Raw genomic sequence first — 24,704 nt, 5'->3', positions numbered from 1 at the left:
CCCGGCGCGCCCCACCCGGCGTACGCCTTTTCACCCGATATGTATCGTGTATGACCGCACTGGTCCTCGCACACTTCGTCGTCGCGCTCTGCGCTGCCCCGCTGATCCGCCGGATGGGGTCCCGCGCGTTCGTGCTGCTCGCGCTGCCGCCGGCCGCCGCCCTCGGGTGGGCGCTGTCCCGCTGGGGCGAGGTGAGCGGCGGCGGGGCGAGCGAAGAGGCCTGGTGGTGGATCAGGGACTACGACGTCGAGATCGCGTTCAGGCTCGACGCGCTGTCCCTGGTCATGGTGCTGCTCGCGGCCGGTATCGGGGCGCTCGTACTGCTGTACTGCGTGCGCTACTTCGACGGCGGCGCTCGACAGTTGGGCTCGTTCGGCGGCAACCTCCTCGCGTTCGCGGGCGCGATGCTCGGGCTCGTCCTGGCCGACGACCTCATGACGCTCTACCTGTTCTGGGAGCTCACCACCGTCCTGTCCTTCCTGCTCATCGGCTACGACAGCGAGAAACGCGCCAGCCGCCGCTGCGCGTTGCAGGCCCTGACGGTGACCTCGGTCGGCGGGCTCGCGATGTTCGTCGGCTTCCTGATGCTCGGTCACCTGGCGGGCACGTACCGGATCTCGCACATCCTTCAGTCGCCGCCCGCGGCGAGCGGCACGCTGTCGGCCGCGCTCGTCCTGATCCTGTGCGGGGCGCTCGCCAAATCGGCGGTCTGGCCGCTGAGCATGTGGCTGCCGAACGCGATGGCGGCGCCCACTCCGGTCAGCGCCTATCTGCACGCCGCCGCGATGGTGAAGGCGGGCGTCTATCTGGTGGCGCGGTTCGCTCCTGCCTTCGCCCATGTCGCGCCGTGGCGGCCCGTGCTGCTGATCCTCGGCACGGTGACGATGCTGCTCGGCGGCTGGCGGGCGCTGCGGCTCAACGACCTCAAGCTGGTGCTCGCCTACGGGACCGTCAGCCAGCTCGGCTTCCTGATGGTGCTGGCCGGAGACGGTACGTACAACGCCGCGCTCGCGGCCATCGCGATGCTCCTGGGGCACGCACTGTTCAAGGCGCCGCTGTTCCTGGTGACGGGCATCGTCGACCACGCGAGCGGCACCCGTGACCTCAGACGGCTCTCGGGGGTGGGACGGCGGCTCCCCTGGGTGGCCGGCACCGCCGTCCTCGCGGGCGCGTCGATGGCGGCGCTTCCGCCGCTGCTCGGATTCGCCGCGAAGGAGGCCGCGTTCGACGCGCTGCTGCACGGCAGCGTCGGCGAGCGGTGGGTGCTCGCGTGCATCGTCGTCGGCTCCGCGCTCACCACCGCGTACACCCTGCGCTTCCTGTGGGGCGCGTTCGCCCGCAAGCCGGGGGTCGCCGACACCCCTGTGCACCGCGTCGGAGCCACCTTCCTCGCGCCGCCCGCGCTGCTGGCTGTCGCCGGTCTGCTGCTCGGTCCGGGCATCGGCTGGACGGCACACCTCTTCGAGCAGTACGCGAAGCAGTACCCGGTCCCCGCGCACCCCTACCACCTGGCGCTGTGGCACGGGTTCGGGACGGCGCTCGGCCTGTCCGTGCTCGCGTGGGTAGGCGGCGCGGTGCTGTTCCTGGCGCGGGAGCCGGTGGTGCGGCTCGGGCGGCGGTTCGCCTGGCCGAAGGCGGACGAGGCGTTCGGCCGCACCGTGCTCGGCCTCGAACGCTCCGCCCTCCAGATCACGGGCGCGGTCCAGAAGGGCTCGCTGCCCTCGTACGTGGCGACGGTCCTGGGCGTCATGTTCGTCGGGCTCATCGCGGTCCTCGCCACCGACCGGCCCTGGCACGGCACGCCCGCGCCCCGCCTGTGGGACCACCCGATGCAGGCGGGCGTCGGAGCGCTGACCTGTGCGTGCGCCCTGATGTGCCTGGTGGTGCAGCGGCGCATGAAGGCGGCGGTGCTCGCGGGCCTGACCGGCTACGGCACGGCGCTCCTGTACGTCGTGCAGGGCGCGCCCGACCTGGCGCTCACCCAGTTCGGTGTGGAGACGGTGTCGACCGTGGTGCTCGTCCTCGTCCTGCGGCGCCTCCCGGTGTTCTTCGGCGACACGCAGCGGACCTGGCGCTGGGGTGTGAGCATGCTGCTCGCGCTCGGCAGCAGCGTGGCGGTGGCGTGTGCGGTGTGGCTGGCGACGGGCGCGCGCACGGCCGAGCCCGCGGGCGCCGCGCACATCGAGGAGACGGCACACCACGGCCTCAAGGACGTGGTCGCCACGATCCTCGTGGACTTCCGGGCCTGGGACACCATGGGCGAGTCGGCCGTCCTCGCCGTCGCCGTCCTCGGTGTCACGAGCCTGCTGTACGTGCACCGCCGCCAGGGCCGGGCGACCGCGCCGCCGCCCCGGCTGCCCGGCGGGGTGACCGCGTGGTCGCTGGCGACGTCGCGGCTGAAGGTGCCTGCCAAGTACCAGCAGGGCGCCCCGGAACGCAGCTGGCTGGTGGCCGGCGACACGCTCGCGCCGGAACACCGTTCGGTGGTCTTCGAGGTGGTCGCCCGGCTCGTGTTCCACCCGATCCTGATGCTGTCGGTGTACCTGCTGCTGTGCGCGGAGAATCTGCCGGGCGGCGGCTTCGTCGGCGGTCTCGTCGCCGGGGTCGCGCTGACGATCCGTTACCTGGCGGGCGGGCGCCACGAGTTGGCGGTGGCGGCGCCGGTCCACCCGGGCTTCTTCACCGGGCTCGGCCTGACACTTTCGACGACGGTCGCGCTCGTCGGGCTCGCCGACGGCACGGTGCTGCACGGCTGGACCTGGCACGGGCACCTGCCGCTGATCGGCGACTGGCACGCGAGCACCGCCGTCATCTTCGACCTCGGGGTGTATCTGCTGGTCCTCGGGGTGGTCCTGGACGTCGTACGAGCGCTCGGCTCGAAGATCGACCAGCAGACCGAGTACAGGGCGAGTCTCGCGCTCGCCGGGGAGGCGCAGAACTCGTGACCGTCAGTCTCACCCTGCTGGTCTGCGCGGTCGTGCTGACCAGCGCAGGCGGGATCCTCATCCACACGCGCAGTCTCACCCGGGTCCTGGTCGGCATCATCGTGTGCGGCAACGGCGTCAATCTCTTCGTCCTCGCCTCGACGGGGGCCGCGGGCTTTCCTCCGCTGCTGTACCCGGGCGTCGACGCGGCCAGGGTGACCGATCCGCTGCCGCAGGCCATCATCCTCACCGCCGTCGTCATCACCCTCGCGACCACGGCGTTCGTGCTCGCGATGGCGTACCGCAGCAGCCAGTTGACCGGTTCGGACTTCGTGCCGGACGACGTCGCGGACCGGCGGGTGGTGCTGCGCGCGGAGATCTCCGCCGAGCGGGCCGAGTTGCGCGAGCTCCATCGCGGCGAGGGCCCGAGCGCCTGGCGCGACGAGCGCCGCGAGCAGCGCCGCAGGCTGCGCGCCAACCGGGCCTACCAGGCGCGCGCCCGGGACGCGGACGGCGACCTGTGGGACGACGTCCTCGGCGCGGACCCGCCCGAGTCGAGCGCCGCCGACCCGGCCGAGCCCACCGAGACCCGCCCGGAGGAGACCCGGTGAACTCCCTCGTCCCGCTGCCCGTCGTGCTGCCCCTGGTGGTGTGCGGACTGACCCTGTTCATCGGGCCGCGGCTGCGCTGGCTGCACCGGCTGATCACCGTCGGGGTGCTCGCGGCGGTCGTCGCGGTCGATGTCGTCCTGCTCGTCGAGGCCGACCGCACCGGACCGCTCGTGGTCCACCTCGGTGACTTCGGGCCGCCGCTCGGCGTCACCCTGGTCGCCGACCGGCTGGCCGCGCTGATGCTCCTGGTGTCGGGCGCCGTCACCTTCATCGTCCTGATCTACGCGATGAGCCAGGGCATGGCCGACCGCGAGGAGCGGGCGCCGATCGCCGTGTTCCACCCGGCGTATCTGGTGCTGGTGGCCGGGGTGTCACTCACCTTCCTCGCGGGCGACCTCGTGAACCTCTACGTCGGCTTCGAGATCATGCTGATGGCCAGCTTCGTGCTGCTCACGGTGGGCGCCACGGAGCCACGGGTGCGGGCCGGTTCGACGTACGTCGTCGTCTCACTCGTCTCGTCCCTGGTGTTCCTGTGCGGGATCGCCGTGACCTACGCGGCGGTGGGGACCGTCAACTTCGCACAGCTCGCGCAGCGCATGCCCGAACTCCCGCTGGGGGTCAGCACGTTGGCTGAAGTGCTGCTGCTCACGGTGTTCGGGGTGAAGGCGGCGGCGTTCCCCGTCGCCGCCTGGCTGCCCGACTCGTACCCGACGGCGCCCGCCCCGGTGACGGCCGTGTTCGCCGGCCTTCTCACCAAGGTCGGCGTGTACTCGATGATCCGCGCGGACACGTTGTTCTTCCCGGGCAACCGGCTCTCCGGCGCGCTGATGGCCGTGGCGTTCGCCTCGATGATCATCGGGATCCTCGGCGCGGTCGCCCAGACCGACCTCAAGCGCCTGCTGTCCTTCACCCTCGTCAGCCACATCGGCTTCATGCTGTACGGACTCGCGCTCGGCACCCGGGGCGGCATCGGCGGCGCCATCGTCTACACGGCGCACCACATCACCGTACAGACGACGCTGTTCCTGGCGGCGGGACTGCTCGAAAAGCGTTATGGGACGACGGAGTTGACGCGCCTGGGCGGCGCGATGCGCTCGGCCCCGCTGCTCGCCGCGCTCTGGTTCGTGCCCGCCATGAACCTCGCCGGGATCCCACCGCTGTCCGGGTTCCTCGGCAAGCTGGGCCTGATGCGGGCGGGCGCGGCGGCCGGCGGCGCGTGGTCGTACACACTGCTCGCCGCGGCCGCCGTGACGAGCCTGCTGACCCTGTACGTGATGGCGAAGGTGTGGAACCTGGTGTTCTGGCGGGCCGCCCCCGCCCGGCCGCCGTCCGAGGACGACGTGCTGGAGGAGAGCGACGATCCGGACTCGGCGCCGGACGACAGCGGCGGCGGTACCGCGGTGGCGACCGCCGTGTGCGTACGCACCACGATGCGGGTCCCCCGCGTCATGACCGCGGCGACGGCCGCCGCGGTCCTGCTCGGCCTCTCCTACACCCTGCTGGCCACCCCGCTGACCGGCCTCGCGGACCGTTCGGCCGCCGAACTCCTCTCCCGCACGCCCTACGTGGAGGCGGTGCTCAACCAGTGAACTCCTCTGGCTTCAAGACCCGTTGGCGCCGCATCGACCTGCCGCTGATCGCCTGGCTCACGGTGATCTGGACACTGCTGTGGACCGGTCTGAGCTGGGGCAACGTCATCAGCGGCGTGGTGGTCGCGGTGCTGCTCTGTCTCGTCTTCCCGCTGCCCGCCGTCGAACTCGACCTGCGCCTGCGCCCGGTCGGCATCGTCCGGCTCGCCGGCTACCTCCTGTACGACATGACCTCGTCCACGGTCACCGTGACCTGGCAGACGCTGCACGGAAAGCCGGGGCCCGCGGCCGTGATCGCGGTGCCGCTGCGCTGCCGCACCGATCTGATGATCGCGGCGACCTCCGTCGCCGTGTCCAGCGTCCCGGGCGGCGCGCTCGTGGAGGTCAACGGCTCGACCGCCACGCTGTTCCTGCACGTGGTGCACGCCGACGACCCGAGGGCGGTGGACCGGGCCCGCGCCGACGTGCGGCGCCTGGAGACCCTCGTCGTACGGGCCTTCGGCACGCGCGAGGAGATCGCCCGGCTCACGGAGCCCACGCCGCCGGAGACACCTGACGCGCCCGACACACCCGACGTGCCCGACGTGCCCGAAGGAAGGACGCCCGACGCATGAAGCTGGCCAACGACATCCTGCTCAACGGCGCGCTGGTGCTGATCGTGCTGGCCGGCGCGCTGCTGTTGGTACGGATCTGGCGGGGCCCCTCGATGCTGGACCGGGCGGTGTCCGTCGACATCGCGGCGGTGCTCATCATCGCCGGGATCGGGGTCAACGCCGCCATCACACGCACCAGTTACTACCTGTCGATCATGCTGGTGATCGCCTTCCTCGGCTTCACGAGTTCGGTGGCCATCGCGCGCTTCATCGCGGCGCGCGACCGGCCGGGTGTCAGACCGAGATCCGGCATCATCTCCCTCAAGAAGGACCAGCCCCTCCAGAAGGACCAAGGATTCAAGGAGCGCCCGTGAACTGGCACGACGTCACCGATCTCGCCGGGTCCGCGCTGCTGTTCCTCGGCGCGGCGGTCTGTCTGACCGGCGTCATCGGCATGCTGCGGCTGCCCGATGTACTGACCCGCAGCCACGCCGCGACCAATCCGCAGACCCTCGGCATGCTGCTCCTCGTGGCGGGCGTCGCGCTGCGGCTGCGCTCGGGCGTCGACCTGGGCACGCTCGCGCTTGTCGCCTTCTTCCAGCTGTTGACCAGCGCGGTCGCGGCCCATCTGGTGGCACGGGCCGCGTACCGCACGGGCCAGGTCGGTGAGGTCGCGCTGATGCGGGACGAACTGGCCTCCGCCCCACGCCAGTAGTGAGGCAGCCGGCCTGTCATCAGGCCGTGGACCGGACCCGGACGGGCAGCGATTCCCAGGCCCGCAGCGTGTTGTTGGCGTGCCGCCGGGGCTCGGCCGTGAGCTCGAAGGAGTCGACCCGTCGGGCGAGCGCCGTGAGCAGCGCCTCCGCCTCCAGGCGGGCGACGTGCTGGCCGACGCACTGGTGCAGGCCCATGCCGAAGCCGACATGGCCGGAGGGGTCGCGGGTGAGGTCGAAGCGTTCGGGGTCGGCCCAGCGTTCCGGGTCGTGGTTCGCGGCGCCGAGGAACATGAGGATCTTCGTGCCCTCGGGGATCACGGTGCCCGCGACGGTGACATCGGCCGTCGCGGTCCGGAAGAACGTCTGCACCGGCGACTGCCAGCGAACCGCCTCCTCGAAGGCGACACGCGCCAACTCCGGCCGCCCGCGCAGCCGTTGCCACTCCCGCGGGTGGGTGGCGAAGGCGTAGAGGCAGGCGGCGAGGCCGTGCACGGTGGTGTCGACTCCGGCGGTGAGCAGGGAACGTACGACGAGCGGTGCCTGCTCGTACGTGAGGTCGCCGCGGTCGCCCGCCGCCCAGATGTCGGCGCCGAACCCGGCCGGGCCGAGTGCCTCGCGCGCACACTGGGCGCCCACCCACGCGCCGAGGCCGGCGGCTCGGTGAGCGTCGGCGGCGACGAGGTCGTTGCGCGGGCCGAAGGCGTTGAAGGCCATGTTCCCGTACGGCAGGAGGTGCTCACGCCCGTCGGGGCCGAGCCCCACGGCGTCCGGGAACACCCGCAGGGGGAAGGCCACCGCGAGGGCCGTGAGTGCGTCGAACTCCGCACCCTCCGCGAGGACTTGGTCGACCAGCTCATCGGCGGCCGCGGACCACGTGTGCCGCAGGCGGCGCAGGGCGGGCGGGGCGAGGATGTCGCGCAGGACACGGCGGGGCGCGTCGTGCAGGGGCGGGTCGGCTTCGAGGAGGAGGCTGGGCTTGCGCCACGGTTCCTCGTGGCGGAAGTTGGCGAGGCCGACGCCTGAGCCGGACTCGAAGTGCTGCCAGTCGACGAGCGCGGCGTGCACCTGCTCGTAGCGGGCGAGGGCGTGCACGTCGTAGCGGGTCAGGTGCACGACGGGCCCGGCCGAGCGGAGCGTCCGGTGCAGGGGCTCGGGGTTCAGCAGGTGGTCTCGGGCGAACGGGTCGACATCGCTGGCGGGTGGGGTCACGGCGCCGCGCGCGGGTGCCTCGGTCATGTCACACACTCCTTTGTGCGCCCGCGGGCATCAGAGGTCGAGTACGAGGCGGTCCCCGCAGGACCGCGATACGCACACCAACATGCAGTCGCCTGCGGCCCGTTGGTGGTCCGTGAGGACGGAGTCCATGTGGTCGGGCTCGCCGTCGAGCACGGGCGTCAGACAAGTCCCGCACGTCCCCTGCTCGCAGGACGACACCACGTCCGCCCCGGCCCCGCGCACCGCCTGGAGCACGGACGCATCGGGGGCCACGCGCACGGTCCGGGCGCTGCGCCTCAACTCCACCTCGAAGGCCGCAGCCCGGACCGGCGCGCCGCGCTCAGCGGCGGTGAACCTCTCGGTGCGGAGCGCGTGCGGTTCCCAGCCCGCGCACGCCGCCTCCACCGCGGCGAGCAGTGGCGCGGGCCCGCAGCAGTACACCTTGGTGCCGGCCCGCGGCGCCCCCAGCCACGCGTCCAGGTCGAGCAGCCCCCGCTCGTCCTGCGGCACGACGTGCACGCGCCCGCCGTACGCCGCGGTGAGTTCCTCGCGAAAGGCCATCGAGGACCGGGTCCGTCCGCCGTACAGCAACTGCCAGTCCACGCCGAGCAGTTCCGCCTGGTGGATCATGGGGAGGAGCGGGGTGATGCCGATGCCTCCGGCGATGAAGAGGTACGCCCCCGAGTCCGCGAGCGGCGCGAGCGGGAAGTTGTTGCGCGGGCCGCCGATCCCGACCCGGTCCCCCACCTTCAGCCGCTCGTGCACGTACGCGGAGCCTCCCCGGCCGTCCGGTTCCCGCAGGACGGCGACGCGATAGCGGCCCGGGTCCCAGCGGTCGCCGCACAGGGAGTACTGCCGGACCGTGCCGTCCGGAAGGACCAGGTCGATGTGGGCGCCCGGTGTCCAGTCCGGGAGCCGGGCCCCGTCCGGGTGCGCGAGGGTCAGTGACACCACGCCCTCGGCGATGGGTTCCTTGCCGGTGACCACGCCAGTTCCGACCACGCTGTCGCCTCCCGTCGTTGGGCTGAGCCGACAGGAAGGATGCGCGTCCGAAGCCGCCGCCTGCGATGCCTTTCTCAACCAGTGAGAGGCGAACGAGCCGCCAGCGCACGGGAGATGCCCCGCGCCGCGGTCCGCACCACCGGCACGACCGCGGCGGAGCCCTCCTCGTTCGGCACGATGACCGACAAGGTGGCGCATACGTCGCCCTGGGCGTCGCGTACCGGTGCCGCGATGCCCAGCGCGCCGGGATGGACGTAGCCGGGGCAACTGGCGAAGCCCTGTCGGCGGATGTCGGCGAGCAGGGCCCGCAGTCCCGGGGCCGTGCCCGGGGTGTTCGCGGTGTACCGGTGGAGAGGTTCGGCGCACACCCGCTCCCGCAGGTCGGCGGAGCCGTGGGCAAGGAGCACCAGGCCGCTGGAGGAGACGTTCAGCGGCAGCCGGCCCGCGATCCGCGTGTAGTTGATGACACCTCCGGGCGCGCTCAGCCGTTCCAGGAACAGCACCTCGTCGCCGTCGAGGACACCCAGCTGAACGTGATGGCCCACGACATCGTGCACACCCTCCATGAACGGCATCGCGGCGTCCCGCAGCGAGAGGGCGGGCGAGGCCCGGGTCGACAGTTCCCACATGCGCATTCCGATCCGCACGCGGCGGTCGCCGTCGCGGGCGAGGAATCCGTGCGACACCAGCTCCGCGACCAGGCGGGACGCCGTGGCCACGTGCAGGCCGGTGCGCCGCGAGAGCACCGAGACGGTCAGGGCGGGTTCGTCGGGCGTGAACGCCTCGAAGATCCGCACAGCCCTGGACAGCACCGATTCGCCGCTCTGTGTCCTCACCCGGCCATCATCCGCGTACCCACGCGGGGGTCAAGAGGCGACTTCCGATCCGACCTCCTCGGCCACTTCCCTGAGCCAGATGTGCGTCGGGTCGTGCGTGTGCACGGGGTGCCACCACAGGGCCTCCTGGAGGGGCACCGAATCGTAGGGCGGCTCCATGATGCGGACCGGGGCCGCCGAGCCGAGGAGCTCGGCGAGGCGGCGCTGGACGAGCGCGATGCGGTCGGTGCCCGCGACCAGGAAGGGCAGCATCGCGAAGTGGTCGACGGAGACCTCCACGCGGGGTTCGATGCCGAGCATGCCCAACTGCCGTACGGCGGGGGCGTCGTAGGTGCGCTGGTAGGTGACCCAGGGCAGTCGCGAGAGGTCGTCCGGGGTCAGCCGCTCGCCGACCTCCTCGTTGCTGTCGGCCACCAGGAAGACCCACTCGTCGGCGAACAGGTCGGTGCGCGGCATGTCGCTGACGACGCCGTGCGGCATCAGCAGCCCGTCGGTGGTGCTGAGCAGCACACCCAGATCCTCGACGACGGTCGGCGGTGTCCGGGTGAAACGGAGCCTGACGTGCGGCGCCTCGGCGTGGATGCGGCGGGCGAGGGCGGTGCCGAAGACGGCGACGGCATAGTCCGAGGCCATCAGCGTGAACGTGCGGCTCTCGGTGGCGGGGTCGAAGTCGGCCTGACTGCTGAAGAGGCGTTCCAGGAGGTCGTACGCCGTCGAGGTGCGTTCGAGGAGGACCTGGCCGAGCGCGGTGAGTTCGTACTGGCCGCCGTTGCGGGCGAGCAGCTCGTCGCCGAAGTGGCGGCGCAGCCGGGACAGGGCCGCGCTCATGGCGGGCTGGCTGAGCCCGACCCGCTGACCTGCCCGTGTCACGTTGCGTTCCTCGAGGAGGGCCCGCAGGGCGACGACGAGATTGAGGTCCAGACGGGACAGGTTCACGGCGGGTCCTAAGGGGCTCGACGGCGGCTGCGGCCACTCTACGACGGGTATCCGTCTGGTGGATGCAGGGCATCCACACAATCTATTTCCCTGATCAGGGGTGGAGGGGCCAGATTAGACCTGACGCCGTCTGGAGGACATACCTGTGAAACCTGAAGCCGCCGACCCGCTCTTCGCCGGCCCCTACGCCCTGGGAACCCTGTCCGACGCCGAACGCCCCGCGTTCCCGGCGCTCGTCCGCGGTGACGGCGCGGTCGTCGACCTGCGCGCCGCACTCGACGACACCCGCCTCACCATGCTCGATGTCCTCGACCGGTGGCAGGAGTTGGAGCCGCGGTTCACCGCTCTCGCGGCCGAGGCCCCGGCGGTCGGGCCCACCGTCGACGCGTTCCGCGTGCACGCCCCGATCGTGCCCCGCCAGGTGCTCCAGTCGGGCGCCAACTACCGGCAGCACGTCATCGATCTGCACGTCGCGCACAAGGCTCCGGGTGACGAACGTCCGGAGGACGAACGGCGCGCCGAGGCCGCCGAGATCATGGACCGCCGGGCCGCCGAGGACCTGCCGTACGTGTTCATCGGCCTGCCGGGCGCGATCACCGGCCCGTACGACGACGTCACGCTGCCCGCCTGGGCCGAGAAGCCGGACTGGGAGCTGGAGTTGGCGGCCGTCGTCGGCCGCCCCGCACACCGGGTGTCGGTCGAGGAGGCCCTGGAGTACGTCGCCGGGTACACCATCGCCAACGACCTGACCGACCGCGCCACGGTCTTCCGCCGCGACATGCCCGCCATCGGCACCGACTGGCTGCGCAGCAAGAACGCGCCCGGATTCACCCCGCTCGGGCCGTGGATCGTGCCGGCGTCCTCCCTCGGTGACACCTCCGATCTTCAGCTCACCCTGAAGCTGAACGGCGAGACCATGCAGGACGAGTCCACCAAGGACATGATCTTCAATGTGGCCCGCATGGTGTCCTACGCCTCGCAGTGCGTCGAACTCCGCCCGGGCGACCTGGTGTTGACGGGCTCGCCCGCCGGCAACGGCATGCACTGGGGGCGGCTGCTGCGCGACGGCGACGTGATGGACGGCTCCATCACCGGCCTCGGCGCCCAGCGCACCCGCTGTGTCGCGGAGGTGGCGCGGTGAGCCTGGACAGGAACGACCCCGAGGGCGCGATCGCCGAGGCCGCCAAGTCGTACTCCAACTGGGGGCGTTGGGGCGAGGACGACGTTCTGGGCACACTCAACTTCCTCGACGAGGGCAAGCGGCGCGAGGGCGCGGCGCTCGTGCGGCGCGGCGCGAGCTTCTCACTGTCGCAGCGCTTCGACATGGACGGCCCGCAGAAGGGCTGGCGGCGCCGCACCAACCCGGTGCACACCATGCTCGACACCGGCACCGATGCCGCACTCGCCAACCAGGGCTTCCCGCACGGGATGGGCGGCGCCGACGACGTGATCGCGATGCCGCTCCAGTGCTCGACGCAGTGGGACGGGCTGGGCCACATCTTCGACCACGGCAAGGCGTGGAACGGCCGCGACGCGGCGCGCACGGTCACCTCCGACGGCGACCTGGTGACCGGCATCGAGCACATGGCCGCGCACGTCGCGGGACGCGGAGTGCTGCTGGACGTCGGCCGTGTCGTCGGTGAGGACGGCGAGCTGCCCGACGGATTCGCCATCACCGAGGAGCATCTGACCGCGACGGCCGAGGCGCACGGTGTGACGGTCGGCCGCGGCGACATCGTCGCCGTGCGCACCGGCCGGCTCGCCCGCGCCCGCCGCGAGGGCTGGGGCGACTACGCGGGCGGCCCGGCACCCGGTCTGTCGTTCACCACGGCGGGCTGGCTGCACCGCACGGAGATCGCCGCGATCGCCACGGACACCTGGGGCTTCGAGGTGCGGCCCAACGAGTTCGAGCACGCCTTCCAGCCGCTGCACCAGGTCGCGATCCCCAACATCGGCCTGCTGATCGGCGAGATGTGGGACCTGGACGCGCTCGCGGAGGACTGCGCGCGCGACGGTGTGTACGAGTTCTGGCTGACCGCCCCACCGCTGCCGATCACCGGGGCGGTGGGATCCCCGGTCAACCCCGTCGCCGTCAAGTGACCCTCAACGGCCTTGAGGAACAGAGGAGTTCCCCTATGAGCACACCCGGTACCGTCCTCGTCATCGGTGGCGGCGCGGCCGGCAACGCGGCGACGATCCTGCTGCGCCGCGCCGGGGTCGCGGTCGACCTGATCGAGGCGAAGGACGACTGGAACGCCACCGCAGGCTCCGGCATCACCCTCCAGGGCAACGCGCTGCGCGTGCTGCGCGAGCTGGGTGTGTGGGACCAGGTGGAGAAGTCCGGGTACGGATTCGGCGCGGTCGGCATCACCGCCCCCGACGGCACCGTCCTGCACGTCGCCGAGGACCTGCGCACCGGCGGCGACGAGCTGCCCGCGACCGTCGGCATGCAGCGCCCGCAGTTGCAGAGCATCCTCATCGACGCGGTGCGTGCGAGCGGCGCCACCGTGCGGCTCGGCGTCCGCGCCGAAGCCATCGAACAGGACGCCGGCGGAGTCACCGTCCGTCTCACCGACGGCAGCACGCACCGCTACGACCTCGTGATCGCCGCCGACGGCCTGGGTTCCGCGACCCGCGCCGCCATCGGCATCCAGGACCGTCCGGAGCCCACCGGCATGGCCATCTGGCGCGTCGCCGCACCGCGCCCGGAGGGGCTGACGCGCACCGACCTCGCGTACGGCGGCCCCGCGTACATCGCGGGCTACTGCCCGACCAGCGAGTCCACGATCTACGCGTACGTCGTGGAGGCCAGCCGCGACCGCGCGACGATCCCGGCGGACTCCTACGCGGACGAGATGCGCCGCCTGGCCTCGGCGTACGGCGGCCACTGGCCGGAGATCACCGCGCACATCACCGACCCGGCGCAGGTCAACTACACGTGGTTCGACCGGATGCTCGTCGAGGGCTCCTGGCACCGCGGCCGCGTGGTGCTGGTCGGCGATGCCGCCCACTGCTGCCCGCCGACCCTCGCCCAGGGCGCGGCCCTGTCCCTGGAGGACGCCTGGGTGCTCACCCAGATGCTGACCGCCTCCGACACCTGGGACGACGCGCTCCTCCAGGCCTACTACGAGCGACGGATCACCCGCGTACGACCCATCGTGGAGGCGTCCGTGCAGCTCGGTCAGTGGCAGCTCGACGGGGTCCGTGACGCCGACGTGCCGGGCCTGATGGGCCGCACCATGACCATGCTGCGGGAGCTGCCGTGACGACACCGAACCCCACCATCGACGTGCACGCCCACATCCTCCTGCCCGAGATCGAGCAACTCGTCTCCGGCGAGGCGGGGGTGGAGCGGGCGCGAGAGCTGGACGCCCGCCGCAACGGCCCGGACGCGCTCGCCGTGAGCGGCGCCATGATCCGCGAGCGGTTCGCCCGGCTCACCGATGTCACCGCCCGCCTCGCCGTCATGGACGAGCAGGGCGTGGACATCCAGCTGGTCAGCCCGTCTCCTTCGCACTACCACTACTGGGCAGGGGCGGAGACCGCCGAGAAGGTGTACCGCCTCGCGCACGAGTCGGTCGCCGCGCACTGCGCACAGGCTCCAACCCGCCTGCGCGGGCTCGGACTTGTGCCGCTCCAGCACCCCGACCTCGCGGTCGAGGCCCTCGACCACGCCCTGGCTTCCGGGCTCCTGGGCGTCGAGCTGTCCAGCCACGCACCGGGCCGCGAGCTCTCCGACCCCGCGTACGAGCCGCTGTGGGCGCGGGCCGCCGAGACGGGGGCGCTGCTGTTCCTGCACCCGTTCGGCTGCACGCTCGACGAGCGGCTCGACCAGTGGTATCTGTCCAACAGCGTGGGCCAGCCGACCGAGAACGCGGTCGCCCTCTCCCACCTCATCTTCTCCGGCGTCCTCGACCGCCACCCCGACCTGCGGATCGTCGCGGCGCACGGCGGCGGCTATCTGCCCACGCACATCGGCCGCGCCGACCACGCGTGGGCGGCGCGCGCGGACGCCTCGGCGGGCTGCGCCCAGCGGCCCAGCAGCTACCTGCGGCGTCTGCACTTCGACTCGCTCGTCCACGACCCGTACGTACTGCGGGAGTTGGTGCGCTCGGCCGGTCCCGACCGGGTGCTGCTCGGCTCCGACTACCCCTTCGACATGGGCAGCGAGGACCCGCTCGGCGCCCTGCGCGCCGCCGAGCTGCCCGCCGCCGACTTCGACGCCATCCGGGGCGGCACCGCGGCCGCCCTCCTCCGGAAGGACTGACCAGCCATGACCCGTCTGCTCACCCATCTCCGCCATGTCGACCTGGCCGTGCCCGACTACGACAAGCAGCTCGACTTCTACTCCGGCGTCTGGGGCCTCACCAAGGTCGCCGAGGACGCCGGCATCTCGTTCCTGGCCGCCGAGGGCAGCCCGGAGCAGTACGTCGTCCGGCTCCGCAAGGCCGAGGAGAAGCGCCTCGACCTCGTCTCGTACGGGGCGGCGAACCCCGCCGACGTGGACACGCTCGCCGAGCAACTCCTGTCCGGTGGCGTTCAGTTGATCTCCCAGCCGGGCAAGGTGGACACGCCCGGCGGCGGCTACGGCTTCCGCTTCTTCGACGTCGACGGTCGCACCATCGAGGTCTCCACGGACGTCGAGGTGCGACAGCACCGCAAGATCGAGGAGAAGGAGGCCATCCCGGTCAAGCTCTCCCACGTCGTCCTCAACTCTCCCGACCTGAACAGGACCCGGGAGTGGTACGAGCGCCACCTCGGCTTCGCCCTGTCCGACACCCTGTCGTCGCCGCACATGGGCGAGGTCATGCACTTCATGCGGATCTCCAACCAGCACCACTCGATGGCGATCGCGCAGGGCCCGCACACCGCGCTGCACCATGTGTCGTTCGAGATGCGCGGCCTGGACGAGTACATGAGGGGCTCGGGACGTGTCATGCGGGCGGGCTTCAAGAAGATCTGGGGCCCCGGCCGCCACATGGCGGGCGACAACACGTTCACGTACTTCCTCGACCCGCACGGCAACACCGTCGAGTACACGACGGAGCTGGAGGAGCTCGACGAGGACACCTGGCACCCGCACGTCTACGACTTCTCGAAGCCCGAGGTCACCGACCAGTGGGGCACGGCCAACGCGATGAACGAGCTCATCGCCAAGGAGTCGTTCAACGACCCCGACCGCGGTGTGTTCGTCGCCCCGCCGGTCTGAGCCGCCCGCACGGTCTCCAGGAGTCCCCATGCGCTTCGCCACCTACACCTACGAACACGAGACACATGTCGCCGCCGTCGATGACGACGGCACCCTGCACCCGCTCCCCGGTACACGGTCCCTGACGGAGGTCATCACCGCGGGTTCCGGCCTGCCCGACCTGCTGGCCCTCGGGCAGGCGGCCCTCGACACACCACCCGGCCCGCACGTCCGCGACGTCCGCCTCCACGCGCCTCTCCAGCCGCCCTCCCTACGGGACTTCGTCACGTTCGAGGAGCACGTCGAGGGGGTGCGCCGCTCCGTGGACGGGGTGTCGGGCGTGCCCGAGCAGTGGTACGCGGCGCCGACGTTCTACTTCTCCAACCCGCACGCCGTGTACGGGCCGGGCGACGACATCCCGATGCCGCCCGGATCCGCGGTGCTCGACTTCGAGCTGGAAGTGGGCGCGGTCATCGGCCGCGAGGGCCGCGACCTCACGCCCGAAGCGGCCCGCGAGCACATCATCGGTTACACGGTGTTCAACGACTGGTCCGCCCGCGACCTCCAGTCCGCCGAGATGAAGGTCGGCCTCGGCCCCTGCAAGGGCAAGGACACCGCGACCACGCTCGGCCCGTACCTGGTGACCGCCGATGAACTGGACCCGTTCCGCGACGAGGAGGGTCTGCTGCGCCTCGCCCTCACGGCCGAGGTCAACGGGGAGGTCGTCGGCAAGGACCTGCTGTCCAACATGAGCTGGACCTTCGAGGAGATGGTGGCGTACGCCTCGCGCGGCACCCGCGTCGTCCCCGGCGACCTCCTCGGCTCCGGCACCTGCGGCAACGGCGGCTGCCTCGCCGAACTCTGGGGTGTACGGGGTGAGCGGACACCGCCGCCGCTGAAGCCCGGGGACACCGTCTCGCTGACCGTGGAGGGCATCGGCACCGTCACGAACACCGTGGCCGCCGGCGCCGCGCCGCTCCCGCTGCCGACCGGGCGCCGCCGCCCGCGGGAGCGTCCATGACCGGGTCCACGTCGCCATATGGCCTTGCCGACAAGGTGATCGTGGTGACCGGCGCGGCACAGGGGCAGGGCGCCGCCGAGGTGACAGCGCTCTCCGCCGCGGGCGCCCGCGTCATCGCGACCGACATCCGTGAAGCGGCGGGCTGCCGCGCCCTCGATGTCACCGACCCGAGCGCCTGGGCCACCCTGGCGACCGAACTGCACGACACCTACGGCGAGGTGCACGGGCTGGTCAACAACGCGGGCATCACCTGGCGCGCCCGGCTCGGGGACGTACGGCCCGAAGACTTCGACCGGGTGCACGCCGTCAACGTCACCGGGCCGCTCCTCGGCATCCAGCACCTGAGCCCGTTCATGCCACCGGGTTCGGCGATCGTCAACGTGGGTTCGTCGGCCGCGCTGACGGCGCACTATCCGGTGGCGTACACGGCCAGCAAATGGGGCCTGCGCGGCCTCTCGCAGGCCGCCGCACTGGAACTCGGGCCGCGCGGCATCCGGGTCAACACCGTCCACCCCGGCTACATCGAGACGGAGATGACGGCGTCCGCCGCGCCCGCGTTCCGCGAGGCGAACCTCCGTGAGACACCACTCGGCCGCACCGGTGGTGTCGACGAGGTCGCCCCGCTCGTGATGTTCCTCCTCTCGGACGCCGCCTCGTTCATCACCGGCGCCGAGATCCCGGTCGACGGCGGGCTCACCGCCCACGGCGGCGTCAAGTCGATCTCGGACGCGCTGCGGCCCTGACGGGCCTCAATGCGATCCCGGCGTGTGCCCGAACGCGCGCCGGAAGACGTCGATGAACGCGCTCGTCGAGGACCAGCCGCACAGGTTCGCCACCGTCGTCACCGGTGTCCGGTCCGCGAGCAGGATCAGCGCGTGGTGCAGGCGCAGTTGGGTGCGCCACTGCGGGAACGTCATGCCGAGGTCGGAGCGGAAGAGCCGGGACAGCGTGCGGTCGCTCGCTCCGACCTCCCGGCCGAGTTCGGCGAGGGTGCGCCGGTCGGCCGGGTCCGCGTGCAGGAGGTCGCACACGGAGCGGAGCAGGGGCGCAGTGGGCGTCGGCAGGTGCAGTGGCTGTTGCGGTGACAGCTTGAGCTGGTCGAGCAACACCGTACGGAGCCGGGCCCGTTCGGGGCCTTCGGCCTCGGGCGTGCGCGTGTACTCGACGATCAGTTCGCGGAGCAGCGGGCCCACGGCGAGCACCGCCGGGGTCGCCAGGCCGAGCGGGTTCTCGCTCGCGGGCAGGCCCACGAAGTGCAACTCCACATCGCCGTGCGCCTGGTGGGCGTGCACGGTGTCGGCGGGGACCCACAGGGCGCGGGTGCCGGGCGCGACCCACGACCCCGCGTCGGTGGTGACGGCGACGACGCCACGGCCCGCGTAGACGATCTGGTGGTCGTCGTGCCGGTGCGCGTCGATCTCGGCGCCGTGCGGCATGTGTCTCGTGTACGTGGGGGCCACGGGGGTGTGCCGGACGGCGTGGCGGTTCTTCGGCATTGTCTGGCAGGTTATCGGAAGCGGGACAGCGGGCCCGCTCGCGACGATGTCCCGGTGCGAAAGAACACCTCCATCTCTCTGCTCGCTGTCGGGCACGCCTGCGTGGACGTCCATCAGGGCGCCGTCGCCTCGCTCGTGCCGTACTTCGTCGCCGAACGCGCCTACAGCTACGCCGCCGTGTCCGGCATCGTCCTCGCGGCCTCGCTGCTGTCGTCGGTGGCGCAGCCGGTCTTCGGCCTGCTCACCGACCGCCGGGCCATGCCGTGGCTGCTGCCGGTGAGCACGCTGCTCGCGGGCGTGGGCATCGCTCTCAGCGGGGTGAGCGATTCGTACGCGGTCACGCTCGCCGTCGTCGCGGTGTCCGGGATCGGGGTGGCCGCCTATCACCCGGAGTCGGCGCGGGTGGCCCGGCTCGCGAGCCGGGGCAGTCACAGCGCGATGGCCTGGTTCTCGCTCGGCGGCAACGTTGGTTTCGCGCTGGCCCCGCTGCTCGTCGCCGCCGCGGTCGCCGCGGGCGGGCTGCGGTTCACTCCCCTGCTGGCGCTGCCCGCGGCGGCCGGCGCCGCGTTCTGCCTGCCGGTGCTGCGCGCGCTGGGCCGGCGCGAGAACACCTCGTCCGCCACCACGCGGGCCCCCGCCCGGGACGACGTTCCGGCGTTCGTCCGCCTGTCGCTCGCGGTGGTGTGCCGCTCCATCGTCTTCACCGGCCTGAGCACCTTCGTCTCCCTGTACGCGACGCAGCGCATGGGCGGCAGCAAGGCGGCGGGCACGGCGGCGTTGTTCGTGCTCTACGTGGGCGGCGCGGTCGGCAGCGTCCTGGGCGGCGCCTTTGCCGGCCGCTGGGACCGGGTCACCGTCTCGCGCTGGTCGTACCTGCTGACGGCCGCGTCGGTGGCGGGCGTGGTGTGGGTGCCGGGCCCTGCGCTCTACGTTTTCCTCGCGCTCACTTCGACCGGCCTGTACGTCCCGTTCTCGCTGCAAGTCACCCTCGGGCAGGACTACTTGCCCTCGCGCGTCGGCACGGCGAGCGGCATCACGCTCGGCCTGACGGTGAGCATCGGCGGCCTGGCGAGCCCCCTCATCGGCACCGTCGCCGACCAGACGTCGCTGCGCACCGCCCTGACACCGCTCATCCTGATGCCACTGCTGAGCTGGCTGCTGTTCCGGACGCTGCCGGAGCCGGCGGGCACCGCACCCGACGACTCCGGGAAGGACGCACCACTGCCGCGGACCGGCGTGCCCCGTTGATGTCGACGCACGGGGCCCCGTGCGTCGACTGCCTCCGTCAGCCGCCCACGCCCACGCCCCTGCGCGAGCCCTGCGCGTTCACCGCCACGTGGGGCTGGTCGGCCCTCGCCGGAGTCACCTCGCGGACCGTTACCGCCAGACTGTTGTTCGCGGTGAAGTAAGGGCCGATCCGCACCTGTTGACCCCCGGCCTCCTCATGGAGGGCCGGAGGCACGATGTCGGTGGCCTTGCGGTGGGGGACGTCCCCGCCGATGCGGCCGACCGGAATCCGTGCGCCGCGGTCGAGCAGGTGCAGGTCCCAGAGCTCGCGGTCCTCACCGGCCGCCCCGCACCGCGCGGCGAAGTCGGCGTACGGCACCGAGAACCACACCTGGTCGCCGGAGACCACGACCTCCGCCGACTCGAAGCGGACGGCGTTCTCGCCGCGCCGCGATGCCACCACCACGGTGTCGTCACCCAGCGTCCGCCCGAAAGTGCGGCCCTCCACGATGAGGGCGGGCCCCGCCGTGTCCACGGTGCCGATCTCGAGGTGTGCGGGGCGGGACCAGGCCCGTACGGCGAGCTGTCCCCGGTCCGTGGTGAAGGGGAGGCGGGAGACCACCCGGTCGCCGGTCACCTCCGGTGCCCGGCCCACGAGTTCCGCGCTCTCCACGGCCACGGAGGCGGCCCGGCGACGTACGCCGTCGTCCGTGCGCTCCACGTACACGCCCCACTCCCCCTCGCCCAGCGCCTGGTCCCGGCCGATGCGGGCGCGCAGGGATTCCGGCCGCGGGTGGAGTGGCAGGCGCAGCTCCTCACCGCCCTGCTTCAGGACGAGCGCGGCTCGGGGTGTGTGCACGCCCGCGATGTCCACCACGATGTCTCCCCCGGCCGTGGCCCGTGTGCGGGCGGTGGGGTGGAAGCCGGGGACGCGGGTGAGGCGCTTGGCGCGCCGGGGCATCAGGGCCCGGACGGCGGGGGCGAGGACGGGGCTGCGCAGGGACGCGCGCAGGACGGGACGTGCGACGGTGCCGACGTGCTCGCGGACCGCACTGCCCACGGGTCGGCGTACGCGCACCGGTGTCGCCGGCAGGTCGGGGGCTTCGGGGCCGCCCAAGTCCGACACCAGGGCGAGGAAGCGTTCGGCTGCCGTCCGTGGTGTGAAGGTGAGTGCCTTCTCCCGGGCCGCCTCGGCCATCGCTCGGCGCCGCTCGTCGTCCTCGATCAGGTCGAGCAGCGCGTCGGCGAACGCCTTCGGGTCGCCGGGCTGCACCAGGTATCCGTCGCGGCCGTCGTCGATGATCTCGCCGGGGCCGTACGGGCAGTCGGTGGCGACCACGGGCAGGCCCGCGTGCATGGCCTCGACGAGGGTCATGCCGAAGGATTCGGCGTTCGAGGAGACCGCCGCGATGGAACCCTTCGCCCACTCGGGCTCGATGGGTGCGGCGGCTCCCATGAGCCGCACGTGATTGCTCAGGCCCGCCGCCATGACCTGAGCGCGCAGCCGCCCCGCGAGCCGGCCCCTGCCGTAGAGGCGCAGCGACCAGTCGGGGCGCCTGGCCACGACGTGGCCGAAGGCTTCGATGAGCAGGGAGTAGTTCTTCACGGGAATGAGGCGGCCCGCGGCCACGACCACCTTGTTGCGTCCGGTCGACGGGGCGACGTCCGGTTCGGGGACCCCGTTGGGGATGCAGCGGATCTCGGTGTCGACTCCGGGCAGGGCCTCGCGGTAGGCCTCGGCGTCGGCGTAGGAGACGGTGGTGAAGGCGTCGAGGGCGGCGATGGCCTCGTCCTGCGCCGACTGGATGGCCGGCTTGTGCATGCTGTGCGTCAGGTGTTCCTGCCCGATGCGCAGAGCGGAGCGGGGACCGTACTCGGCGAGCAGCACATTGATGCCCGGCCGGGTCCCCACGATCACGTCGGCGTCGGTTCTGCCCAGCCACTCCACGATGCGTCTGTCGGTGAGGGTGCTGGAGTGGGCGTACGGGCCGTCGGCGCGGAGGTAGAGCCGCGAGGGAGAGGCCACCGGATCGTGTTCGGGGTCGAAGGCGGCGGAGCCGCGCCGCGCGTCGACGAGCGGGAGGATCCTCACTCCGGGTGCCGGGGGCAATGCGGGGTGTTCCCTGGATCGCACGACCGACGCGATCTCCACCTCGTGGCCCGCCTCGGCGAGCGCACCCGCGAGGTTCATCGTGGAGCGGATGGTGCCGCCGATACCGTAGGCATTGAAGAGCAGAAAGCTGATTTTCATCCGTGGGACGCCCGTTCTGTGGTGCTGGGACTGACGCGTGGGGCGGCGTCTCCCGTCACATTAAATGCCCAAATGTGGGCAAATGCGACATAGGGCGTTGTGTCGCGCACCAAGTTTCGTTCGGTGGAGGACAGTTGGGGCGTCCACCATGTGGACGGCGGGATCTGACGGGTCGTCCGCTCACCGAGCGTGGCCGCATACGACACCGTGTCGTCGGATGCGGCCACGCTCGGTCACGGCTCGAGGACGCTTCGGCTACAGACCTCCCACGAGGATCTCGCCGTTCTCCTCGCGCGCCGGATAGACCTTGATCGGCTTCACCGCGGGGGGTGACAACGGCTCACCGGTGGTGAAGTCGAAGACGCTGCCGTGGCAGGAGCAGAGCAGTCCGTCCTCGGTGACCTTGCCGGCGGACAGATGGCAGGCGAGGTGGGTGCAGTAGTTGGCGCTCACGTAGACATCGCCTTCGAAGCGGGACACCGCGAGTTCGAGGTCGCCTACGAAGAAGCGGCGCACGACGCCCTCGGGGACCTGGCCCGAGCGGGCCACCTTCACGTATTCGAGTTCCGTCTCCACCGTCAGTTCCCCCCTGTCCCGGCCACGTCGGCGACCGGCTCCGCGAGCTCTGCGTGTTCCACGTTCTCCATGAGTTCCGTCAGGTCCGCGTCCTCGTCGGCGAGGAGATCGGGGTCGGGGCGGGCGCCGCGTGCGACGAGTTCCTTCGCCGCGTACACGTCGCCGCCGCGCTCCGCGGCGAAGGCCGCCCGCAGGACGCCGTCGGCCAGGTAGAAGGCGATGAAGTCGCGCTCGTCGAGCGAGCCCCGGACCACCAGGCGGTCCCAGCCGTGCGGGTCCCCGCAATGCTGGAGATCGAGGCCGAACTGCTCGGACCAGAACCAGTGCGGCTCATCGTGCACCGCGCTGCGGCCGAGGATGTTCTTCGCCGCCACCATCGCCTGCTTGTTGGCGTTGTCGAAGTGCTCGACGCGCACCCACCGGCCGTAGAGGGGGTGCTTGTGGTTGGCGACGTCGCCGGCCGCGTACACGCCGGGCACGCTGGTGCGGCAGTGCTCGTCGACGAGGACGCCGTTGGAGACGGACAGGCCCGAGGCGCGGGCCACCTCCGTGTTGGGGAGTGCGCCGACCGCGACGACGACGGCGTCGCCGGACACCTCGAGACCGCTCGTCGTGGTCACCACGACGGCGTCCGGTGTCGTGGTCACCGTGCTCACGGTCTCGCCGGTGTGCAGCTCGACCCCGCCGGCGCGCTGCACGTCCGCGCAGAATCCGCCGAGCCGCGCGCCGAGCACACCCGCAAGGGGCACCTGCGCCTGTTCGAGGACGACCGGGGTGACACCGCGGGCGAGCGCGGAGGAGGCGACCTCGGAGCCGACGAACCCGGCGCCGACGATCACGACGCGCCCGCCGGGCCGCAGGAGGTCGCGCAGGCGCAGCGCGTCGGCCATGCCCCGCAGATGCACGATCCGCTCGTCGTCCTCCGGGACGCCCGGCAGCCTTCGGGCGCGGGCCCCGGTGGCGAGGAGCACGCGGTCGGCGGGGACGCGGGCACCGTCGGCGAGTTCCACGGCGCGGCCCGCGGTGTCGATGCGGCGGGCCTCGGCACCGAGCCGGAGCGTGATGTCGTTGTCGTGGCACCAGTCCTCGGAGAGCAGCGCCGCGTCCTCGGGACCCTGCGAGCCGTCGAGGAGCTCCTTGCTGAGCGGCGGGCGCTGGTAGGGGGCGTACGGTTCGTCGCCGATCAGCGTGATGGTTCCGGTGAAGCCGCGGCGGCGCAGGGTGCGGGCGGCGACGGCCGCGCTCTGGCCCGCGCCGACGACGGCGACGCTGCGGGGTGTCTCGGGCTGCTCGGGCATGGGGCTCACTCCTGTACGGGCAGGGCCGCCGCGGCGGCGGTGAGGGACGCTGAGTTCGCGGCGTACACCTGGACCCGGCCGTCCACCACCCGTACCGGATAGCCGGGCTGGCACTCGTCCCGGTCGTCCGCCTCCCCGGTACGCAGGTCGAAGGCCCACTGGTGGCCGGGGCAGATGAGGCGGCCGCCCAGCACGGTGCCGCGGGACAGGGCCTTGCCCTTGTGCACGCAGGCGTCGGCGAACGCGTAGACCTCTCCGGCGTCGTGGAAGAGGGCGATACGGGTGTCGCCGACGGTCACGAGCTTCTTGCGGCGCCTGCTGAGATCGGCGAATTCGGCGACGTCCACCCAGTCGGACATGGGCTCCCTCCCTTTTCTTTGCTGTTCTTGCGGTCCCGGGTTGTGGGCCACGAAAGGGGGCGGCACCGGCCGCCCCCTTTCGGCCTCGCGCTATGCGGCGGCGGTCCGCTCCAGGTCCGGGCTGACGTACGTGTCGTACAGCGACTTGGTGTACGCGAAGCGCATCTCGGCGCCCCAGCGCACGAATTGGAGGCAGCGCTGCTGCAATTGCGGGGTGTCGGCGTGGTCGAGCACTATCTGGTAGCCGCGTTCGCCGTGCACGACATCGGAGGTGATGTGGAGTTCGAAGAACTCGATCTCGTCCTCGGTGAATCCGTAGGAGCCGCGCAGCGGAATGATCTGCTTCTTGTAGATGCTGGGGACCTGCGATTCGAGGCCGACGACGAGCGCGGCGGTGGCGACGACGAAGTGCTCGCGCATCGCCACTGCGTAGCACCAGGACTGGAGTCCGCGGGTGACCGCGTTCATGTTGGACGGGTCCTCGACGCGCTCGCGGGTGGTGCCGCAGGCCTCGGCGAAGCGGATGAGGAGGTCGGTGTGGCGGATGTCCGCGATCTCCTCCTCGTACATGTTCTGGAGGGTGAAGTCCTTGGCGCCGGTGAATTCGTCCGGGGTGTTTCCGTAGATGTAGCCGAGGTAGTCGGCGAAGGGGCCGACGTAGTGATAGTGGTTCTCGGCCCAGCGCGCGAAATGCTCCCGCTTGAGTTCGCCGTCCGCCCACGCCCTGCTGAACGAGGCGTTCTTGGCCTCGCGGCCCTTGATGGCGTCTTCGAGAGCGCTGCGGAATTCGTCCCTGGAGAGAAGCTCGGTCATGTTGCGGCGTCCTTTCCGCTTTCCGGATGACTCCAAAGTAGGCGGGGCCGGTT

24 protein-coding genes are annotated in these 24,704 nt (G+C 71.7%); 14 read left to right on the top strand and 10 right to left on the bottom strand.

The window, feature by feature from the left end; genetic code table 11:
* The first annotated feature begins 50 nt into the window (after positions 1-50).
* From ACNYS0_RS37530 to mnhG, 6 genes are read left to right on the top strand one after another with little or no spacing between them, the layout of a single operon-like run.
* Complete coding sequence (locus tag ACNYS0_RS37530; protein ID WP_422480427.1) at positions 51-2,945, top strand: Na+/H+ antiporter subunit A; 2,895 nt, start codon at positions 51-53, stop codon at positions 2,943-2,945.
* Positions 2,942-3,535 carry a Na(+)/H(+) antiporter subunit C gene (locus tag ACNYS0_RS37525; RefSeq protein WP_422480425.1) on the top strand — a complete coding sequence of 198 codons (594 nt, stop codon included), beginning with the start codon at positions 2,942-2,944 and terminating at the stop codon, positions 3,533-3,535. Before ACNYS0_RS37530 ends, ACNYS0_RS37525 begins: the two co-directional genes overlap by 4 nt.
* Entirely contained in the window at positions 3,532-5,124 is a 1,593-nt protein-coding gene (locus tag ACNYS0_RS37520; RefSeq protein ID WP_422480423.1) for a Na+/H+ antiporter subunit D, read from the top strand. The genes ACNYS0_RS37525 and ACNYS0_RS37520 overlap by 4 nt, the downstream gene beginning before the upstream one ends.
* Positions 5,121-5,738 (top strand): Na+/H+ antiporter subunit E, encoded by a 618-nt coding sequence (locus ACNYS0_RS37515; RefSeq protein ID WP_422480421.1) that lies wholly within the window; start codon positions 5,121-5,123, stop codon positions 5,736-5,738. Before ACNYS0_RS37520 ends, ACNYS0_RS37515 begins: the two co-directional genes overlap by 4 nt.
* Positions 5,735-6,091 (top strand): MrpF/PhaF family protein, encoded by a 357-nt coding sequence (locus tag ACNYS0_RS37510; protein ID WP_422480419.1) that lies wholly within the window; start codon positions 5,735-5,737, stop codon positions 6,089-6,091. The genes ACNYS0_RS37515 and ACNYS0_RS37510 overlap by 4 nt, the downstream gene beginning before the upstream one ends.
* Complete coding sequence (mnhG, locus tag ACNYS0_RS37505) at positions 6,088-6,432, top strand: monovalent cation/H(+) antiporter subunit G (RefSeq protein WP_422480417.1); 345 nt, start codon at positions 6,088-6,090, stop codon at positions 6,430-6,432. Before ACNYS0_RS37510 ends, mnhG begins: the two co-directional genes overlap by 4 nt.
* A 19-nt stretch (positions 6,433-6,451) precedes the next feature.
* Here mnhG and ACNYS0_RS37500 read toward each other — a convergent pair whose 3' ends face one another.
* From ACNYS0_RS37500 to ACNYS0_RS37485, 4 genes are all read right to left on the bottom strand, one after another.
* Positions 6,452-7,669 (bottom strand): cytochrome P450, encoded by a 1,218-nt coding sequence (locus ACNYS0_RS37500; protein WP_422480415.1) that lies wholly within the window; start codon positions 7,667-7,669, stop codon positions 6,452-6,454.
* A gap of 30 nt (positions 7,670-7,699) precedes the next feature.
* Complete coding sequence (locus ACNYS0_RS37495) at positions 7,700-8,650, bottom strand: PDR/VanB family oxidoreductase (RefSeq protein ID WP_422480413.1); 951 nt, start codon at positions 8,648-8,650, stop codon at positions 7,700-7,702.
* 74 nt (positions 8,651-8,724) lie between these two features.
* Positions 8,725-9,486 (bottom strand): IclR family transcriptional regulator, encoded by a 762-nt coding sequence (locus tag ACNYS0_RS37490; protein ID WP_422480411.1) that lies wholly within the window; start codon positions 9,484-9,486, stop codon positions 8,725-8,727.
* A gap of 30 nt (positions 9,487-9,516) precedes the next feature.
* Positions 9,517-10,422 (bottom strand): LysR family transcriptional regulator, encoded by a 906-nt coding sequence (locus ACNYS0_RS37485; RefSeq protein ID WP_422480409.1) that lies wholly within the window; start codon positions 10,420-10,422, stop codon positions 9,517-9,519.
* Between the two features lie 139 nt (positions 10,423-10,561).
* Between ACNYS0_RS37485 and ACNYS0_RS37480 the strand changes: the two genes are divergently transcribed.
* From ACNYS0_RS37480 to ACNYS0_RS37450, 7 genes are read left to right on the top strand one after another with little or no spacing between them, the layout of a single operon-like run.
* Positions 10,562-11,563 (top strand): fumarylacetoacetate hydrolase family protein, encoded by a 1,002-nt coding sequence (locus tag ACNYS0_RS37480; RefSeq protein WP_422482875.1) that lies wholly within the window; start codon positions 10,562-10,564, stop codon positions 11,561-11,563.
* Complete coding sequence (locus ACNYS0_RS37475; RefSeq protein WP_422480407.1) at positions 11,560-12,522, top strand: cyclase family protein; 963 nt, start codon at positions 11,560-11,562, stop codon at positions 12,520-12,522. The genes ACNYS0_RS37480 and ACNYS0_RS37475 overlap by 4 nt, the downstream gene beginning before the upstream one ends.
* A 35-nt stretch (positions 12,523-12,557) precedes the next feature.
* Entirely contained in the window at positions 12,558-13,688 is a 1,131-nt protein-coding gene (locus tag ACNYS0_RS37470; RefSeq protein WP_422480405.1) for an FAD-dependent oxidoreductase, read from the top strand.
* Positions 13,685-14,689: an amidohydrolase family protein gene (locus ACNYS0_RS37465; RefSeq protein WP_422480404.1), complete on the top strand. Its 1,005-nt coding sequence runs from the start codon at positions 13,685-13,687 to the stop codon at positions 14,687-14,689. The genes ACNYS0_RS37470 and ACNYS0_RS37465 overlap by 4 nt, the downstream gene beginning before the upstream one ends.
* A gap of 6 nt (positions 14,690-14,695) precedes the next feature.
* On the top strand, positions 14,696-15,631 hold the full coding sequence (locus tag ACNYS0_RS37460; protein WP_422480403.1) for a VOC family protein: 936 nt from the start codon (positions 14,696-14,698) through the stop codon (positions 15,629-15,631).
* A 28-nt stretch (positions 15,632-15,659) separates the two neighbouring features.
* Positions 15,660-16,631, top strand: coding sequence for a fumarylacetoacetate hydrolase family protein (locus ACNYS0_RS37455; protein ID WP_422480401.1), 972 nt, complete (start codon positions 15,660-15,662; stop codon positions 16,629-16,631).
* Entirely contained in the window at positions 16,628-17,374 is a 747-nt protein-coding gene (locus ACNYS0_RS37450; protein WP_422480399.1) for an SDR family NAD(P)-dependent oxidoreductase, read from the top strand. Before ACNYS0_RS37455 ends, ACNYS0_RS37450 begins: the two co-directional genes overlap by 4 nt.
* 6 nt (positions 17,375-17,380) lie before the next feature.
* Here ACNYS0_RS37450 and ACNYS0_RS37445 read toward each other — a convergent pair whose 3' ends face one another.
* Positions 17,381-18,127, bottom strand: coding sequence for an AraC family transcriptional regulator (locus ACNYS0_RS37445; RefSeq protein ID WP_422480397.1), 747 nt, complete (start codon positions 18,125-18,127; stop codon positions 17,381-17,383).
* Between the two features lie 54 nt (positions 18,128-18,181).
* On the opposite strand from ACNYS0_RS37445, the gene ACNYS0_RS37440 reads away from it, so the two are divergent.
* On the top strand, positions 18,182-19,375 hold the full coding sequence (locus tag ACNYS0_RS37440) for an MFS transporter (protein WP_422480395.1): 1,194 nt from the start codon (positions 18,182-18,184) through the stop codon (positions 19,373-19,375).
* A gap of 37 nt (positions 19,376-19,412) precedes the next feature.
* On the opposite strand, the gene ACNYS0_RS37435 is transcribed toward ACNYS0_RS37440, so the two are convergent.
* The 5 genes from ACNYS0_RS37435 to ACNYS0_RS37415 form a co-directional block, all read right to left on the bottom strand.
* Positions 19,413-21,605: a glycosyltransferase gene (locus ACNYS0_RS37435; RefSeq protein WP_422480393.1), complete on the bottom strand. Its 2,193-nt coding sequence runs from the start codon at positions 21,603-21,605 to the stop codon at positions 19,413-19,415.
* Positions 21,606-21,860: 255 nt separating this feature from the next.
* Positions 21,861-22,181 (bottom strand): Rieske (2Fe-2S) protein, encoded by a 321-nt coding sequence (locus ACNYS0_RS37430; RefSeq protein ID WP_385754562.1) that lies wholly within the window; start codon positions 22,179-22,181, stop codon positions 21,861-21,863.
* Between the two features lie 2 nt (positions 22,182-22,183).
* Positions 22,184-23,479 carry an NAD(P)/FAD-dependent oxidoreductase gene (locus tag ACNYS0_RS37425; protein ID WP_422480391.1) on the bottom strand — a complete coding sequence of 432 codons (1,296 nt, stop codon included), beginning with the start codon at positions 23,477-23,479 and terminating at the stop codon, positions 22,184-22,186.
* A 5-nt stretch (positions 23,480-23,484) separates the two neighbouring features.
* Entirely contained in the window at positions 23,485-23,838 is a 354-nt protein-coding gene (locus tag ACNYS0_RS37420) for a Rieske (2Fe-2S) protein (protein WP_422480389.1), read from the bottom strand.
* A gap of 90 nt (positions 23,839-23,928) precedes the next feature.
* Complete coding sequence (locus ACNYS0_RS37415; protein ID WP_422405475.1) at positions 23,929-24,651, bottom strand: iron-containing redox enzyme family protein; 723 nt, start codon at positions 24,649-24,651, stop codon at positions 23,929-23,931.
* Between the last annotated feature and the right edge of the window lie 53 nt (positions 24,652-24,704).

Source organism: Streptomyces anthophorae (genome assembly GCF_049310305.1).
Classification (GTDB): Bacteria; Actinomycetota; Actinomycetes; order Streptomycetales; family Streptomycetaceae; genus Streptomyces.
The sequence above is the reverse complement of the archived record's forward strand: the minus strand, read 5'-3'. Positions and strand labels throughout refer to the sequence as shown.

Excerpts from the sequence above, each read along its gene's own strand:
- ACNYS0_RS37530 (WP_422480427.1), top strand. The coding sequence starts at position 51 with ATGACCGCACTGGTCCTCGCACACTTCGTCGTCGCGCTCTGCGCTGCC.
- ACNYS0_RS37510 (WP_422480419.1), top strand. The coding sequence starts at position 5,735 with ATGAAGCTGGCCAACGACATCCTGCTCAACGGCGCGCTGGTGCTGATC.
- ACNYS0_RS37500 (WP_422480415.1), bottom strand. The coding sequence starts at position 7,669 with ATGACCGAGGCACCCGCGCGCGGCGCCGTGACCCCACCCGCCAGCGAT.
- ACNYS0_RS37470 (WP_422480405.1), top strand. The coding sequence starts at position 12,558 with ATGAGCACACCCGGTACCGTCCTCGTCATCGGTGGCGGCGCGGCCGGC.
- ACNYS0_RS37460 (WP_422480403.1), top strand. The coding sequence starts at position 14,696 with ATGACCCGTCTGCTCACCCATCTCCGCCATGTCGACCTGGCCGTGCCC.
- ACNYS0_RS37455 (WP_422480401.1), top strand. The coding sequence starts at position 15,660 with ATGCGCTTCGCCACCTACACCTACGAACACGAGACACATGTCGCCGCC.
- ACNYS0_RS37450 (WP_422480399.1), top strand. The coding sequence starts at position 16,628 with ATGACCGGGTCCACGTCGCCATATGGCCTTGCCGACAAGGTGATCGTG.
- ACNYS0_RS37445 (WP_422480397.1), bottom strand. The coding sequence starts at position 18,127 with ATGCCGAAGAACCGCCACGCCGTCCGGCACACCCCCGTGGCCCCCACG.
- ACNYS0_RS37435 (WP_422480393.1), bottom strand. The coding sequence starts at position 21,605 with ATGAAAATCAGCTTTCTGCTCTTCAATGCCTACGGTATCGGCGGCACC.
- ACNYS0_RS37425 (WP_422480391.1), bottom strand. The coding sequence starts at position 23,479 with ATGCCCGAGCAGCCCGAGACACCCCGCAGCGTCGCCGTCGTCGGCGCG.
- ACNYS0_RS37420 (WP_422480389.1), bottom strand. The coding sequence starts at position 23,838 with ATGTCCGACTGGGTGGACGTCGCCGAATTCGCCGATCTCAGCAGGCGC.
- ACNYS0_RS37415 (WP_422405475.1), bottom strand. The coding sequence starts at position 24,651 with ATGACCGAGCTTCTCTCCAGGGACGAATTCCGCAGCGCTCTCGAAGAC.